This window comes from Streptomyces sp. VRA16 Mangrove soil, assembly GCF_017377775.1.
In the GTDB taxonomy this organism is placed as follows: Bacteria; Actinomycetota; Actinomycetes; order Streptomycetales; family Streptomycetaceae; genus Streptomyces.
Window position 1 is genome coordinate 499,591 of sequence record NZ_JAFVLN010000006.1, and the last position, 14,498, is coordinate 514,088.

Below are 14,498 nucleotides of genomic sequence, written 5' to 3' on the forward strand. Positions count from 1 at the left end.
GTGCGTTCGGGGTCGGTGAGGTCCGGGGCCCGAGGTCATGCGGGGGCGCTCCGGTACCAGTCGTCGCCCTCGCTGCCGAGCGCGCTGCGCAGATAGCTCTTCAGGGACGGCGCCACCCAGGTGCGGCTGTCCGTCTCGTGGTCCCAGACGAACACGTCGTCCCGGCGCGGGGTGCGGACGAAGGCGAACTGGTCGCCGCCCCCGTTGTCCCCGAAGAACATGAGGGAGTCGAAGGGCTGGTAGAGCTCGCGGAAGTCCGGGGCGGCGCGGAAGTCCGCGTTCTCGGCGAGGATCCGCTCGGCCGTCCAGACGGTCTCGGTGCCGCAGTCGTCCTCGATGCCGTCGGTCTCCAGGAGGAGCGCGCGCAGGTCCTCCGGCACGGGCTGACCCAGGTGGCGCTCGATGGCCGCGAGGGCCTCCTCGGCGGCGGGGGGCCGGGACACAGCGTCCGGGAACGTCGTCGCCATTTCACGCCACATGGGCCAACTCCTGTTGCTACAGCCGTTCTTGACGCTTCATCAGCCGTGAAGACCGATGTACCCGTTGCCGTCCGCGTCGTTGCCTGACTTCGTGTGCTTGTGGGTGTCCGCGTGCGAACCCGACGGCTTGTAAAGGTAGATCGTGTCGCCGCTGTTGTTCCACATGAAGGTGCAGTTGTCGCGGTGGACGACGTTCTTCGTGTCCGAGTCCGTGCCCTTGCCGCCGCGCAGCCGCACATGGTCGCCGGGCTGCAGGCTGTGGCTCTTGGTGGTCATGAATTACGGCACCCGGTACGACTCCCCGTACACCTGCCACGTCAGCGGCGTCTTGAGCGACATGTTCCCGTCGTAGAGGAAGCGGCGCTGCGCCGTGTCGATGCGGCTGGTGTCGATGCCCGCCTTCTTGGCCTGCATCGCCTTGCGGCGCAGGTCCAGGAAGATGTCGAGGTACGCCTTCTCCTTGCCGCCCTGTGACGGGGTGTCGGCCTCCGCGATCGCCGCGTCGCGCAGCCCGTAGAAGCTGCGCGGGCCGGTGCCGGGGCCGTGGAAGACCATCGCGTCGTAGTAGATGAACTGGCCGAGCGTGCCGAGACCGTCGAGCTTGGCGAGGCGGACCGCCGGGTTGAAGTAGACCCGGTCGCGCTCCTTGTCCTGGGCGTCGCGGAACGCCTTGACGGTCGCCTCCTTCTTCCAGGCGGCCGTGAAATCCGCGCCCAGCCCCTTGTGGGAGTCCGTGCCGTCGACCTCGCGCAGCGCGGGGAGGTAGGAGGCCAGGCCGTTGTCCGGGTGGGCCTTCGTGTAGCGCTCGACCAGCGTGCGCATGTCGTGGGTGCCGGAGCAGAAGCCGATGATGCCGGCCGTGTATCCCTGGCCGTCGCCGATGTCCTCTATGTACCCGTACGCGCTGCGCCAGTCGAGCGTGGAGTTCTCGGCGCTCGCGACGATCTCCTGGGCCAGTTCCTTCTTCGCCGGGGCGGAGAGTCCCGGCGGGAGGCTCGCGATCATCTTGTCGTCGGCCTTGCGCTCCGCCGTCGACTTGTCCTGCTCGCGGGCGTGCGCCGAGGTGCCGGCCGACGCCTTGGGCAGGGCGGGGGAGCCGTCGTTCGAGCTGTCGGGCGACAGGAAGTAGAACGCCGCCGTGGCGGTCGGGGCCACGGCGATGAAGGAGAGGACCAGACATCCGGCGCGTTTCATGCGGCACACAGTAAGGGCACAGCCGTTCGGCCCGGCGCGCGGGTCGCCGCCGCCGCGGCGGCCGAACGGCCCGAGGCCGGCCTGGACCCGCGCGCCCTCCACGCCGACCGGCGGAAGCTGCGGGAACTGGTGCCGCCGCGCGTCGAGTTGTTGCCCGACGCCGGGAAGGGGACGGTCCGCGCACCGCCCGCGTGCCGACGGTCGCGCCCCGAGCGCCCGGGAGCAGGGGCGGACCGCGCCGTCCCGTACGCTCGACGTCCGTGATCGACATCGACGTACGGGACCTGCCCGCCGCGGACCGCGCCGCCGTCCCCTGGAAGAACGGGGGCGGTGTCACCCGCGAGATCCTCTGCCACCCCGAGGGCGCGGACATGGCGGACTTCGGCTGGCGGGTGAGTCTCGCGGAGGTCGCGGCCGACGGGCCGTTCTCCGCGTTCCCCGGCGTCGACCGCACCCTCACCATGGCCGAGGGCGACGGCATGGAACTGACCGTCGCGGGCCGGCCCACCCTCGTCGACACGCGCTACGCACCACGCGACTTCCCCGGCGACGCCCCCACCGACTGCCGGCTCCTCGGCGCCGGGAACGTCGTCAACTTCAACGTCATGTGGCGCCGCGACGCCCTCGCCGAACCCCCGTCGGTCGCCGTCGTGCACGGCCGGCTGACCCTGGCCCCCGGCCGTGCGCTCGTCGTCGCCCTGGGCGTGGAGGGCGCGCGGGTGGCGGGCCGGGAGCTGGGGCGGTACGACGCCGTCCTCGTCGACGGCGCCGCGACGCCGCTGCACGCCACCGGCGCCACCGCCGTCGTCACCGTTCCCACCGCGGTCACTGATCGATCCGCTTGAACTGCTCCTCGGTCAGGGTGAGCCGCAGCGCACCGACGTTCTCCTCCAGGTGGGCGGGGGAGGACGTGCCCGGGATCGGGACGATGTTCGGCGCGCGGTGCAGCTGCCAGGCGAGCGCCACCTGCGACGGCGTCGCGCCCAGCTCCCGTGCCACGCCCGCGACGGGACTGTCCTGACCCGCGTGCTCACCCATCGCGACCGGGAAGAACGGGATGAACGCGATGCCCCGCGCCGCCGTGTGCTCGACGACGGCCTCGTGTTCGCGCGACGCCAGGTTGTACATGTTCTGCACGCTCGCGATCGGCGCGACGGCCTCGGCCGCGGTCAGCTGCTCGACGCTCACCTCCGACAGACCGATGTGCCGGACCTTGCCCTCCTCCTGGAGCTGCCGCAGCGCGCCGATCTGGTCCTCCAGCGGGTACTCCGGGTCGATGCGGTGCAACTGCAGCAGATCGACGCGCTCCACCTTGAGCCTGCGCAGCGCGAGTTCGGCCTGCTGGCGCAGGTAGGCCGGGTGACCGAGCGGCACCCACTCGGTGGGGGAGGGCCGCACGACACCGACCTTCGTGGCGACCGTGACCTCGTCCGCGTACGGGTGCAGCGCCTCGGCGAGCAGCTCCTCGCTCGCGCCGAGCGCATACGAGTCGGCCGTGTCGAAGAAGGTGACACCGAGCTCTGCGGCGCGCCGCAGCAGCGCGACGGCGGCCGCGCGGTCCGTGGGGGCCTGCCAGATCGGGGCGCCGGAACCCGACCGCTCGTCGGGGGCGCCGGTGAGCCGCATCGTGCCGTAGCCGATCCGGGAGACGGGAAGATCTGTGCCGAGTGCGAAGGTTGTGTTCGTCATGGCTGCGACGCTATGAGCTCACACCCATGTGAGGTTCAAGTGCCTGTGAGGGGAGTCACATTGAGTACGGTGGCTGGGGTGACGGTGGCTGGGGTGACGGTGGCTGGGGTGACGGTGGCTGGGGTGACGGCGGCGGGCACGGCGGCGCCGGGTACTGCGGCGGGGAGCGTGGCGGGGGCCGCGGCCGGGATGAAGATCGGCGAACTGTCGGCGCGAACCGACGTCAGCGTGCGGCTGCTGCGCTACTACGAGGAGCAGGGCCTGCTCACCCCGGGCCGCACGGCCGGCGGACAGCGCGTGTACGACGCCGAGGCGCCGCGCACGGTACGCCGCATCCGGGCGTTCCTCGACGCGGGCCTGCCCACCCGCGCCATCCGCGAGATCCTCGACTGCGTGTGCGGCAGCGAGGCCGAGGTGGAGCCGTGCCTGACCCCGATGCTCCTCGACCAACTGCGCGAGATCGAGGAGCGCATCGAGAACCTGGAGGGTTCACGGGCGTCGCTCACCGGCATCCTGGCGGCCACCCGCGGCTGAGACCCCGGGCGCCGGGCCTCGGACCCCGGGGCCCGGCCGCAACGGGCTCACCCCGTCGTCGAACCCCCGTCCACCGTGAACTCCGTCCCCGTGATGTACGACGCCGCGTCCGAGGCGAGGAACAGCACGAGCTCGCCCACCTCCTCGGGTCTGCCCATCCGGCCGAGCGGCAGATGCGACCAGTCGCGGCCTGCCGTGCTCGCCGCCACCATCGGCGTGTCGATCGCCCCGGGGTGCACGGAGTTCACCCGGATCCCGTACGGCGCGAGGTCGAGCGCCGACGAACGGGTCAGCCCGCGCAGGCCGAACTTCGACGACCCGTACGCCGCGTGCCCCTTGATGCCGATGAGCCCGGCGGTCGACGAGATGTTCACGACCGAACCGCCGCCCGCCTCCTTCAGCGCGGGCACGACGGCCTGGATCCCGAGGAACGGGCCGAGCAGATTGACCCGCAGCAGCGTCTCGAAGTTCGCGTACGTCTCGTCCTCGACGGAAGCGGTGCGCCACAGCGCCGCGTTGTTCACCAGGACGTCGAGCCGCCCGAAGGTGTCGAGCGCGGCGGCCACGACCGCTCTCCAACCGTCCCCCGAGGTCACGTCGTGCGACACGAACAGCGCCTGCTCGCCGAGCGACTTGGCGACCTCCCGCCCCTCCTCCTCGCGTACGTCCGTGACCACGACCCGCGCCCCGGCCCCGGCGAACAGCCGGGCCTCGGCAGCGCCCTGCCCGCGCCCGGCTCCGGTGATGACGGCGACCTTGCCGTCGAGCGAGAGCGTCATCCCCGCCCACCAGCCGCGGGCCTGGCGCCGATCCCGGCTCCGGTCACGACGCGTTCCCTGCACTGCGCGGGCGTCCCCCACGCGTCCCGCAGCGGTCGCGCCTTCCGCAGCCACAGCGACAGGTCCAGCTCCTGCGTGTACCCGACGGCGCCGTGCAACTGCAGTGCGGTCCGCGCCGCCCGATGGGCCGCCTCGCCCGCCGCGACCTTGGCCCCCGCCACATCGGCCGCGCTCATCGACAGCGCCGCCCCGAACAGCAGCGGCCGCGCGAACTCCAGGCCGAGCAGGGCGTCCGCGACCCGGTGCTTGACCGCCTGGAACGAACCGATCTCCACCCCGAACTGCTTCCGCTGCCCCACGTACTCGACGGTTCTGCGCAGCAGTTCGAGGCCGACCCCGAGCGACTGCGCAGCGGTGAGCAGCGCCGCCAGATCCCGCGCCCGGGACACGGCCGGTCCCGCGTCCGACGCGATCACCTCACCCCTCTCGACCCGGAACAGCCGCCGCGCCGGATCCGCCGACTCCAGGAGCGGCCCCCGCCCCGCCGCGCGCCGTACCTGCGTCCCGTCCACGACGAACACCGCGTCCGCCGCATCCGCGTCCGCCACGTAGCCACCCGGGCCCGCGCCGAGCGTCACCACGGCGTCCCCGGAAGCGATCCTGGGCAGCCACTCCTTCGCCGCCCCGCCGCCATCCGGCAGCCCCGCGAGCAGGGTGGCCACCGCCGCCGTCTCCACGACGGGACCCGGCACCGCATGCCGCCCCAACTCCACGTACGCCAGGACGAGCTCGACCGGCAGCAGCCCGACCCCGTCGTGCGCCTCGGGCACGGCCAGCGCGAACACACCGGCCTCCGCGATCCGCGACCACAGCGCCCGCCCGGGCCCCGGGTCGCCGTCCGCCCAGGCCCGCACCACCGACGGCGTGTCCGCGGCGCCCAGCATCCGGTCGAGCGTGCGGCCGAACTCGGCCTGCTCGGCGTCCAGGAGGAACCTCATCAGCGGCGTCCCTTCGGCAGGCCGAGCAGCCGCTCGGCGATGATGTCGCGCTGGATCTCGTTCGTCCCCGCGTAGATCGGGCCCGCCAGCGAGAAGACGTACCCCTCCGCCCACTCGCCGCCCGCCAGCTCGCCGTCCGCACCGAGCAGTTCGAGCGCCGTCTCGTGCAGGGCTATGTCGTACTCCGACCAGAACACCTTGTTCAGGCTGGACTCCGCGCCGATCTGCTCGCCCGCCGCGAAACGCGACGCGTTGGCGTACGTGAACAACTGGTAGGCGCGCGCCCCGATCAGCGCGTCCGCCACCCGGTCCCGCACCGCCGGATCCGCACCGCGCTCCCGCCACAGCCCCAGCAGCCGGTCGGCGGCGGCAAGGAAACGGCCGGGGGAGCGCAGCGTGAGGCCCCGCTCGTTCCCCGTGGTCGACATCGCGATGCGCCAGCCGCTGCCCGGCTCACCGATCACGTCCCCGTCCGGCACGAACACGTCGTCCAGGAACAGCTCGGCGAAGGCCGGCTTCCCGTCGAGCCGGCCGATCGGGCGGACCGTGACACCCGGTGCGCGCAGGTCGAACATCAGGTACGTCAGGCCCTGGTGCGGCTTGGGCGCATCAGGATCCGTACGGAAGATGCCGAACGCCCGGTCCGCGAACGCCGCCCGCGACGACCACGTCTTCTGCCCGCGCAGCAGCCACCCGCCGTCCGTGCGCACCGCACGCGAGCGCAGCGACGCCAGGTCGGACCCGGCCTCCGGCTCCGACCAGGCCTGCGCCCAGATCACCTCACCGCTCGCCATGGAAGGCAGCACGCGGGCCCGCTGCTCGTCCGTCGCGTGGTCGAAGAGCGTGGGCGCGAGCAGATTGATCCCGTTCTGCGAGACACGGCCCGGCGCCCCCGCCGCGTAGTACTCCTCCTCGAAGATCAGCCACTTGAAGATGTCGACGCCCCGGCCCCCGAACTCCTCGGGCCACGACACCACCGACCAGCGGTCCGCGAACAGCTCCGCCTCCCACGCCCGGTGCGCGGCGAACCCCTCCTCCGTCTCCAGGGACGGCAGCGGCTCGGCCGGCACATGCGCCGCGAGCCACTCCCGGGCCTGCGCCCTGAACGCCTCCTCGTCCTCGGTGAACTCCAGATCCATCACGCACCCGCTTTCCGCGTCGCCGCCTGCTTCATGGCCCCTACGTCCATGCCGCCCAGGGAGTCCGCCGCCGTCTCCGCGTTGTGCGCGTGGGCCAGATGGTGCAGGCCGAACACCGCGTCCATCCCGGAGTGCAGCCCTTGGAGATCCTCCGCCTGGTTCACCGCCCGCTTGGCGAGCGCCAGCCCGAGCCGCGGCATGTCCGCGATCCGCCCCGCCAACTGCTCGGTCACCGCCGCGAGTTCGTCCCGGTCGGCCGTCACCCGGTTCACCATCCCCACCTCGTACGCCCGCCGCGCGCTCATCCGGTCGCCCGTGAACAGGAACTCCTTCGCGATCCGTGGCGGCATCACCCACGGGTGCGCGAAGTACTCGACCCCCGGTATCCCCATCCGCACCACGGGATCCGCGAAGAACGCGTCCTCGCTCGCCACGATCAGGTCGCACACCCACGCCAGCATCAGCCCGCCCGCGACGCACGCCCCGTGGACCGAGGCGATCATCGGCTTCGGCAGCTCGCGCCAGCGCCGGCACATGCCCAGATACACCTCTGACTCGCGCGCGAACCGCGACTCCGCGCCCTGTTTGTCGGAGTGGTCCCACCACAGCCCGGCCCGCCGCTCGAACGGCAGGTGTGCGTCCCGCTCCGGGGTGCCTATGTCGTGCCCCGCCGAGAAGTGCTCGCCCGCGCCCGCGAGCACGACGACCTTGACACCGGAGTCGTCTGCGGCGCGATAGAAGGCCTCGTCGAGGGCGTAGGTCATCGACGAGTTCTGCGCGTTGCGATACCGCGGCCGGTTCATCGTCACGTACGCGACCGGGCCGCGGGTCTCGTACCGGACGGGCTCTTGCGCTGCGGGCATCGGAATCATCCTTCCCTAACAAGTGTTTGGTAGGTTAGCGTAGGCGCATGAGCAGCGTCGAGGAGATTCACTCGCACGGGGAGACTCGCCCTCACTACGTCCCGGGTCACGGTCTGTTGGCCGGGCGCACCGCCGTGATCACGGCGGCCGCCGGCGCCGGGATAGGGGGCGCCACCGCCCGCCGGTTCCTGGAGGAGGGCGCCCGTGTCCTGATCAGTGATGCGCACGCCCGACGCCTCAAGGAGTCCGAGCGGGAGCTGGCCGAGGAGTTCGGCGCCGGACGTGTGGCGTCCCTGCCGTGCGACGTGACCGACGAGGAGCAGGTCACCGCCCTCTTCGCCCGCGCGCACGAACTCCACGACGGCCTCGACATACTCGTCAACAATGCGGGCCTCGGCGGCACTTCGGCGCTCGTCGACATGACCGACGAGCAGTGGAGCAAGGTCCTGGACGTGACGCTGAACGGCACGTTCCGCTGCACCCGGGCCGCCCTGCGTGCCTTCCGCGACACCGGCCGGGGCGGCGTCGTCGTCAACAACGCCTCGGTGGTGGGCTGGCGCGCCCAGGCCGGGCAGGCCCACTACGCGGCGGCGAAGGCGGGCGTCATGGCACTGACCAGATGCGCCGCGCTCGAAGCGGCCGCGTACGGGGCCCGGGTCAACGCGGTGTCGCCGAGCCTCGCCATGCACCCCCACCTGGTGAAGGTCACCTCGGCCGAACTCCTCGCGGAACTCACGGAGAAGGAGGCGTTCGGCCGCTACGCGGAGCCGTGGGAGGTGGCCAACGTGATCGTGTTCCTGGCCTCGCCCTACTCCTCGTACATGACGGGCGAAACCGTCTCCGTCAGCAACCAGCATCCGTGACCGCCCACGCCTAGGACCACAATGGTGCCGTGCCTACGAAGAAGAAGCCCCAGGTGACCGCTTCGCCCGAGCGACGCCGCGAACTCCTCGACACCGCCGCCGAGGTCTTCGCCGCCCAGGGCTACAACGCCACCACCGTCCGCAAGATCGCCGACCACGCGGGCATGCTCGCCGGCAGCCTCTACTACCACTTCGACTCCAAGGAATCGATGCTCGAGGAGATCCTGCGGACCTTCCTCGACGAGTTGTGGTCGGGCTACGACTCCGTGCTCGACGCCCGGCTCGGGCCACGGGAAACCCTGGAGGCCCTGGTCACCGAGTCCTTCCGGGAGATCGACCGGCACCGCGCCGCCGTCGCGATCTACCAGAAGGAGGCCAAGCACCTCGCCGTGCAGGAGCGGTTCGAGTTCCTCGCGGCGTCCCAGACCAAGTTCGAGAAGGCCTGGCTGACGACCCTGGAGCGCGGGGTCAAGGGCAAGGTCTTCCGCGCCGATCTCGACATCCGCCTCACCTACCGGTTCGTGCGCGACACCGTGTGGGTGGCCGCGTCCTGGTACCGGCCCGGCGGACAGCACAGCCCCGAGGAGATCGCCCGCCAGTACCTGTCGATGGTCCTGGACGGCATCGCCGTACGCGACACGTAAACCGCTATGTGAGGAGCAGTCGTCATGGCCGAGGCCTACATCGTCGAAGCGGTCCGCACCCCCGTCGGGCGGCGCAGGGGAGGGCTTTCGGCCGTCCACCCCGCCGACCTGGGCGCCCACGTCCTCAAGGAACTCGTCGCCCGCACCGGCATCGACCCGGCCGCCGTCGAGGACGTCGTCTTCGGCTGCCTCGACACCGTCGGCCCGCAGGCCGGCGACATCGCCCGCACGAGCTGGCTGGCGGCGGGCCTGCCCGAAGAGGTCCCCGGCGTCACGATCGACCGGCAGTGCGGCTCCTCGCAGCAGGCCCTGCACTTCGCCGCCCAGGGCGTGCTCTCCGGCACCCAGGACCTGGTCGTCGCGGGCGGCGTGCAGAACATGTCGATGATCCCGATCGCCTTCGCCTCCCGGCAGGCCGCCGAACCCCTCGGCCTCACCGAAGGCCCCTACCTCGGCAGCGAGGGCTGGCGCGCCCGCTACGGAGACCAGCCCGTCAACCAGTTCCACGGTGCCGAGCTCATCGCCCAGAAATGGGGCATCACCCGCCGTGACCAGGAGGAATGGGCCTTCCAGTCGCATCAGCGCGCGATCCGCGCCCTCGACGAGGGCCGCTTCGCCCGCGAGACCGTCCCCTACGGGGAGGTGACCGCCGACGAGGGGCCGCGTCGCGACACCACCCTGGAGAAGATGGCCGGACTCCAGCCGGTCGTCGAGGGCGGCACCGTCACCGCCGCCTGCTCGTCCCAGGTCTCCGACGGCGCCGCGGCCCTGCTCATAGCCTCCGAGCAGGCAGTAAGTGAGCACGGACTCACTCCGCGTGCCCGGATCCACCACCTCTCCGTACGCGGCGAGGACCCCATCCGCATGCTGTCCGCACCGATCCCCGCGACCGCGTACGCCCTGAAGAAGTCCGGCATGGGCATCGGCGACATGGACCTCGTGGAGATCAACGAGGCGTTCGCACCGGTCGTCCTCGCCTGGCTGAAAGAGACCGGCGCCGACCCCGCGAAGGTCAATGCGAACGGCGGGGCGATCGCACTCGGTCACCCGCTGGGCGCGACCGGGGTGAAGCTGATGACGACGCTGCTGCACGAACTGGAGCGCACCGGCGGCCGGTTCGGCCTGCAGACCATGTGCGAGGGCGGCGGCCAGGCCAACGTGACGATCATCGAGCGACTCTGAGCACTTCTGACCGATGAGGCGCCTGAGGCGCAGGCGTGCTAGAGTCTAGGTGTTGCAGTTTTGGTACCCATAGACTTTATGTGCGCCTGACGGGAATGTTCCTCAGGCGCATTATTGTTTTAACCGGGGTGTTCTCGGAATGGGGGCTGCTTCCTTGTTCTTAAGGAGAACGACATGGCCACCGGTACCGTGAAGTGGTTCAACTCGGAAAAGGGCTTCGGCTTCATCGAGCAGGACGGCGGCGGCGCCGACGTCTTCGCCCACTACTCGAACATCGCCACCTCGGGCTTCCGTGAGCTCCAGGAGGGCCAGAAGGTCACGTTCGACGTGACCCAGGGCCAGAAGGGCCCGCAGGCGGAGAACATCCTCCCCGCCTGATCCCAGCATCACCGGGCCGGGGCCCGCACCGTCACGGTGCGGGCCCCGGCTCATGCTGTCCCCGTCCCCGGAAGGCCTGCCGCATGACCAGCTCTGCCCGTCCGTCCCGTCGCCGTCCCTCTCGTCCCGCCGCAGGGAAGCGTCGCGGCTCCGAGCAGCAGCGCAGGCAACAGCCCACGCCGCCGCGCGAGTTCACCATGCCGGAGAACACCACCCCCGCGCTGCCGCCGGTCGCCGACTTCGCCGACCTCGACATGCCCGCCGCCCTGCTGAAGACGCTGGGTGAGCAGGGCGTCACCGAGCCGTTCCCCATCCAGGCGGCGACGCTCCCCAACTCTCTCGCCGGACGCGACCTGCTCGGCCGCGGCCGCACCGGCTCCGGCAAGACCCTCGCCTTCGGGCTCCCCCTGATCGCCCGCACCGCCGGCAGCAAGGCCGAGCCGAAGGCGCCGCTCGCCCTCGTCCTCGTCCCCACACGCGAGCTCGCGCAGCAGGTCACCGACGCTCTGACCCCGTACGCCGGTGCGCTGCGCCTGCGTCTCGCCACCGTCGTCGGCGGCATGTCGATCTCCCGCCAGGCGGGCGCGCTGCGTCGCGGCGCCGAGGTCGTCGTCGCCACCCCCGGCCGCCTCAAGGACCTCATCGAGCGCGGCGACGTCGAGCTCGGCCAGGTGCGCATCACGGTCCTCGACGAGGCCGACCAGATGGCCGACATGGGCTTCATGCCGCAGGTCACCGCCCTGCTCAAGCAGGTCGCTCCCGGCGGCCAGACCATGCTGTTCTCGGCGACGCTCGACCAGAACGTGGACCGGCTGGTCAAGCAGTTCCTCTCCGACCCGGTCGTGCACTCCGTCGACCCGTCGGCCGGCGCCGTCACGACCATGGAGCACCACGTCCTGCACCTCCAGGACGAGACCGACAAGAAGGCCGTCACGGCCCGGATCGCCGCCCGCGACGGCCGCGTGATCCTCTTCGTCGACACCAAGCGCTCCGCCGACCGCCTCGCCAAGCGACTCCTCGCGAACGGCGTCTACGCGGCCCCGCTGCACGGCGGCCGCAGCCAGCCGCAGCGCAACCGCACCCTGGAGCAGTTCAAGGACGGCCGCGTCACCGCGCTCGTCGCCACGAACGTCGCCGCGCGCGGCATCCACGTCGACGACCTCGACCTCGTCGTGAACGTCGACCCGCCGACCGAGCACAAGGACTACCTGCACCGCGGCGGCCGCACCGCGCGCGCCGGCGAGTCCGGCAGCGTCGTCACACTCGTGCTGCCCGAGCAGAAGCGCGAGGTACAGCGACTGATGCGGCACGCCGGCATCCAGCCGCGTACGACGCAGGTCCGTTCCACCGACGAGGAACTGGTGGAGATCACCGGCGCGCGTGAGCCGTCCGGTGTCGCCGTGGTCATCGCCGTTCCGGAGCCCACGCCCGCCCAGGCGGGCGACGCCTCCAAGCCGCGCAGGTCGCGTCGTTCGCGCGGCTCCCGCGGTGCGGGCAGCGGCGCGGGCAAGCCGGCCGCCGAGGGGCAGCAGCGCCAGCCGCGCCAGCCGCGTTCGGCGAACGCCGCCAAGGCGGGCGCCGGTTCCGGCGCCACGTCCGGTACGGCTGCGGGCGGCGCGCGACGCCGTTCCGGCGGCGCCGGTGCCGCCGCCAAGACCGGGGCCGCTGCCGGGGGCAACCGCCGTGGTCGCGGTCCCCGCCAGGCTGCGGCGTAACCCACGGTGCGGCGGAGCCGTCAGGCGAAGGCGTCCACGCCCGTCAGCTCCGCCGACAGAGCCCACAACCGGGCCGCCGCCTCCGGGTCGCGCGCCCACGACTTGACCCCGCCGACGAGCATGTCGTCGGCGTCGTCAGGCACGGATTCGGCCAGGTCGCAGTCCTGGCAGTAGGCGCCCCCGTACGCGCCGCCGTCCGCGTCCAGGAGCGGGGACGTCGCCGCCCAGACACTGGTCGCCGCGCCCTGCTCCGGCGTCTTGAAACCGGCCGGCGGCGCACCCGTCTCCGTCAGCCAGCCGCGCCCGGCCCACTCCTCGCGCGGGATGTGCCGCTGCAACGGCGTCAGGATCGAACCCGGGTGCACGGCGTACGCACGGACGCCGCTCGCCGCGCCGAGCCGGTCCAGGTGCAGCGCGAAGAGGGCGTTGGCCGTCTTGGCCTGACCGTAGGCGAGCCAACGGTCGTATCCGGTACGGAAGTCGATGTCGTCCCAGCGGATGCCGGTCAGGAAATGGCCTGAGGACGTCAGCGAGACGACCCGGGCGCCGCTCGGCGCGAGCGCCGGACGCAGCTGGTTCACCAGCGCGAAATGCCCCAGATGATTCGTCGCGAACTGGAACTCCCGGCCCCGGCCCACTCGTTGTTCAGGTGTCGCCATCACCCCCGCGTTGGCGATGAGCAGGTCGAGGGTGCGGCCCGAGTCCAGGACGCCGCCGGCGAAGGCGCGCACGCTCTCCAGGTCCGACAGATCGAGCGCGGCCACGTCCGTGCCGGGGATGTCGTGCAGCGCCGCGCGCGCCGTCTCCGGGCGCCGCGCGGGCACGATCACGCGCGCGCCCGCCCCGGCCAGCGCCCGCGTCGTCTCCAGGCCCAGGCCCGAGTACCCGCCGGTGACCAGAGCCGTCCTGCCGGTCAGATCGACACCGGCGGCGACTTCGGCCGCCGTGCTGTGCGCCCCGAAGCCGCTGCCGATCCTGTGCTGAGGTGTGCTGGAGGTTCCCATGCCCGGGACGCTAGGAGTTGGAGTGCACACGAGGGCAAGCCGACCCGCCACGCGGCAGCCCCGAGCCCGGAGGCCGATCAGCCGACGAGCCGGGCGCGCAGGCGCGCGACGGTGCGCCGGTCGACGCCGAGGCCCTCACGGACGTACCGGCCGAGACTTCCGTAGTCGTCGTGCACCTGGTCGAGGGCGGCCGCGAGGTACTCGACGCGCACCTCCTGGACCGGGATCAGCAGGTCGGGGTTCTGCATCTGCCCCGACTGTGCGAGCGCCGCGCGGGTGCGTGCGTCGTACGCGGCGCGGAACGTGTTGGACGCCAAGTAGTCGGCCACGGCGTCCTGCCGGCCCACGCCGAGCAGGCGCAGCAGGACATAGGTCGCCCAGCCGGTGCGGTCCTTGCCGGAGGTGCAGTGGTACAGCAGCGCGCCGCGCCCGCCGTACGCGATGTCGTGCAGCGTCGCCGCGAACTGCGCGCGGTTGTCGGTGTCCGAGACGAACATCGGGTAGACACCGCGCATGAACGCGGCCGCCTTGCCGTTGCCGAGCAGTTCCTCCTGCGTGGCCGGGTCCCCGGCCGCGATCACGCCGAGGAGCTGGGCGTACAGGCCGTTGTCCGAGACCGGCCGGGACGTGGGCGCGAGCCCCGGAGGCAGCCGGTCCGCGCCGTCGTACCGGAGCTCCAACGGGACCCGGAAATCGACGACTTGGCGCAGCCCGAGCCCCCCGAGCGTCGCCACGTCGGCGTCGGTGACCTTGCTCAGTGCGTCGGCGCGGTACACCGCCCCGTACCGGACGCGGCCGCCCGCGGCGCGGTAGCCACCGATGTCGCGGACGTTCACCGCGCCACCCTGCAAGAGGATGTGCCGGATCGCGCCCGTGGAGCGGGGCGCGGCGGAGGCCGCCGGGGCGGCGCCGGCACCGGCCAGGGCCGCCGTGCCGAGCGCGGCGCCCAGCAGACGGCGCCGCGAGAGCGGCACCGGACTGATACGTGTCACTGCCGTGCGTGCGGAAGTACCGGGGAGCGAGCTGCCTGACATAGG

Annotated in this window: 16 protein-coding genes and 1 pseudogene; 7 read left to right on the forward strand and 10 right to left on the reverse strand. The window is 72.0% G+C overall.

The features are described from left to right. Window positions 1–35: 35 nt before the first annotated feature. The 3 genes and pseudogenes from J3486_RS19820 to J3486_RS19830 form a co-directional block, all read right to left on the reverse strand. The gene (locus J3486_RS19820) at window positions 36–479 is read right to left on the reverse strand and encodes an SMI1/KNR4 family protein (RefSeq protein WP_207821886.1); all 444 of its coding nucleotides are present in this window, start codon (window positions 477–479) and stop codon (window positions 36–38) included. A 39-nt stretch (window positions 480–518) separates the two neighbouring features. After that, window positions 519–758 (reverse strand): annotated as a pseudogene (locus J3486_RS19825) (lamin tail domain-containing protein); the annotation flags it as partial. Next, a complete protein-coding gene (locus J3486_RS19830; RefSeq protein WP_229378224.1) occupies window positions 759–1,673 on the reverse strand; it encodes a chitosanase in 915 nt (304 codons plus the stop codon). 260 nt (window positions 1,674–1,933) lie between these two features. Here J3486_RS19830 and J3486_RS19835 point away from each other — a divergent pair, with 260 nt between their 5' ends. Then, window positions 1,934–2,518 (forward strand): HutD family protein, encoded by a 585-nt coding sequence (locus tag J3486_RS19835; protein WP_207821888.1) that lies wholly within the window; start codon window positions 1,934–1,936, stop codon window positions 2,516–2,518. Here the strand turns inward: J3486_RS19835 and J3486_RS19840 are convergent. Then, the gene (locus J3486_RS19840; protein WP_207821890.1) at window positions 2,499–3,362 is read right to left on the reverse strand and encodes an aldo/keto reductase; all 864 of its coding nucleotides are present in this window, start codon (window positions 3,360–3,362) and stop codon (window positions 2,499–2,501) included. The two genes, J3486_RS19835 and J3486_RS19840, sit on opposite strands and share 20 nt — an antisense overlap. A gap of 189 nt (window positions 3,363–3,551) precedes the next feature. Between J3486_RS19840 and J3486_RS19845 the strand changes: the two genes are divergently transcribed. Continuing rightward, a complete protein-coding gene (locus tag J3486_RS19845) occupies window positions 3,552–3,896 on the forward strand; it encodes a MerR family transcriptional regulator (RefSeq protein WP_207822014.1) in 345 nt (114 codons plus the stop codon). Window positions 3,897–3,943: 47 nt separating this feature from the next. Here J3486_RS19845 and J3486_RS19850 read toward each other — a convergent pair whose 3' ends face one another. Genes J3486_RS19850 through J3486_RS19865 form a run of 4 tightly spaced genes read right to left on the reverse strand, consistent with a single transcriptional unit; the run spans window position 3,944 to window position 7,675 of the window. Continuing rightward, window positions 3,944–4,675, reverse strand: coding sequence for an SDR family NAD(P)-dependent oxidoreductase (locus tag J3486_RS19850; RefSeq protein ID WP_207821891.1), 732 nt, complete (start codon window positions 4,673–4,675; stop codon window positions 3,944–3,946). Then, window positions 4,672–5,673: an acyl-CoA dehydrogenase family protein gene (locus J3486_RS19855; RefSeq protein WP_207821893.1), complete on the reverse strand. Its 1,002-nt coding sequence runs from the start codon at window positions 5,671–5,673 to the stop codon at window positions 4,672–4,674. Before J3486_RS19855 ends, J3486_RS19850 begins: the two co-directional genes overlap by 4 nt. Next, entirely contained in the window at window positions 5,673–6,812 is a 1,140-nt protein-coding gene (locus J3486_RS19860; protein ID WP_207821895.1) for an acyl-CoA dehydrogenase family protein, read from the reverse strand. Before J3486_RS19860 ends, J3486_RS19855 begins: the two co-directional genes overlap by 1 nt. Further along, the gene (locus tag J3486_RS19865; protein ID WP_207821897.1) at window positions 6,812–7,675 is read right to left on the reverse strand and encodes an enoyl-CoA hydratase; all 864 of its coding nucleotides are present in this window, start codon (window positions 7,673–7,675) and stop codon (window positions 6,812–6,814) included. Before J3486_RS19865 ends, J3486_RS19860 begins: the two co-directional genes overlap by 1 nt. 47 nt (window positions 7,676–7,722) lie before the next feature. Here J3486_RS19865 and J3486_RS19870 point away from each other — a divergent pair, with 47 nt between their 5' ends. From J3486_RS19870 to J3486_RS19890, 5 genes are all read left to right on the forward strand, one after another. Beyond that, entirely contained in the window at window positions 7,723–8,538 is an 816-nt protein-coding gene (locus J3486_RS19870; RefSeq protein WP_207821899.1) for an SDR family oxidoreductase, read from the forward strand. Window positions 8,539–8,567: 29 nt separating this feature from the next. Beyond that, a complete protein-coding gene (locus J3486_RS19875; RefSeq protein WP_207821901.1) occupies window positions 8,568–9,182 on the forward strand; it encodes a TetR/AcrR family transcriptional regulator in 615 nt (204 codons plus the stop codon). Window positions 9,183–9,206: 24 nt separating this feature from the next. Beyond that, a complete protein-coding gene (locus J3486_RS19880; protein WP_207821903.1) occupies window positions 9,207–10,364 on the forward strand; it encodes an acetyl-CoA C-acetyltransferase in 1,158 nt (385 codons plus the stop codon). A gap of 174 nt (window positions 10,365–10,538) precedes the next feature. Further along, window positions 10,539–10,742 carry a cold-shock protein gene (locus tag J3486_RS19885; RefSeq protein WP_005318814.1) on the forward strand — a complete coding sequence of 68 codons (204 nt, stop codon included), beginning with the start codon at window positions 10,539–10,541 and terminating at the stop codon, window positions 10,740–10,742. A gap of 83 nt (window positions 10,743–10,825) precedes the next feature. Then, window positions 10,826–12,457 carry a DEAD/DEAH box helicase gene (locus J3486_RS19890; protein WP_207821906.1) on the forward strand — a complete coding sequence of 544 codons (1,632 nt, stop codon included), beginning with the start codon at window positions 10,826–10,828 and terminating at the stop codon, window positions 12,455–12,457. 20 nt (window positions 12,458–12,477) lie between these two features. Here J3486_RS19890 and J3486_RS19895 read toward each other — a convergent pair whose 3' ends face one another. Both J3486_RS19895 and J3486_RS19900 read right to left on the reverse strand, forming a co-directional pair. Continuing rightward, complete coding sequence (locus tag J3486_RS19895) at window positions 12,478–13,461, reverse strand: SDR family NAD(P)-dependent oxidoreductase (protein WP_207821908.1); 984 nt, start codon at window positions 13,459–13,461, stop codon at window positions 12,478–12,480. A gap of 77 nt (window positions 13,462–13,538) precedes the next feature. Further along, window positions 13,539–14,453: a tyrosine-protein phosphatase gene (locus tag J3486_RS19900; RefSeq protein WP_307804868.1), complete on the reverse strand. Its 915-nt coding sequence runs from the start codon at window positions 14,451–14,453 to the stop codon at window positions 13,539–13,541. Between the last annotated feature and the right edge of the window lie 45 nt (window positions 14,454–14,498).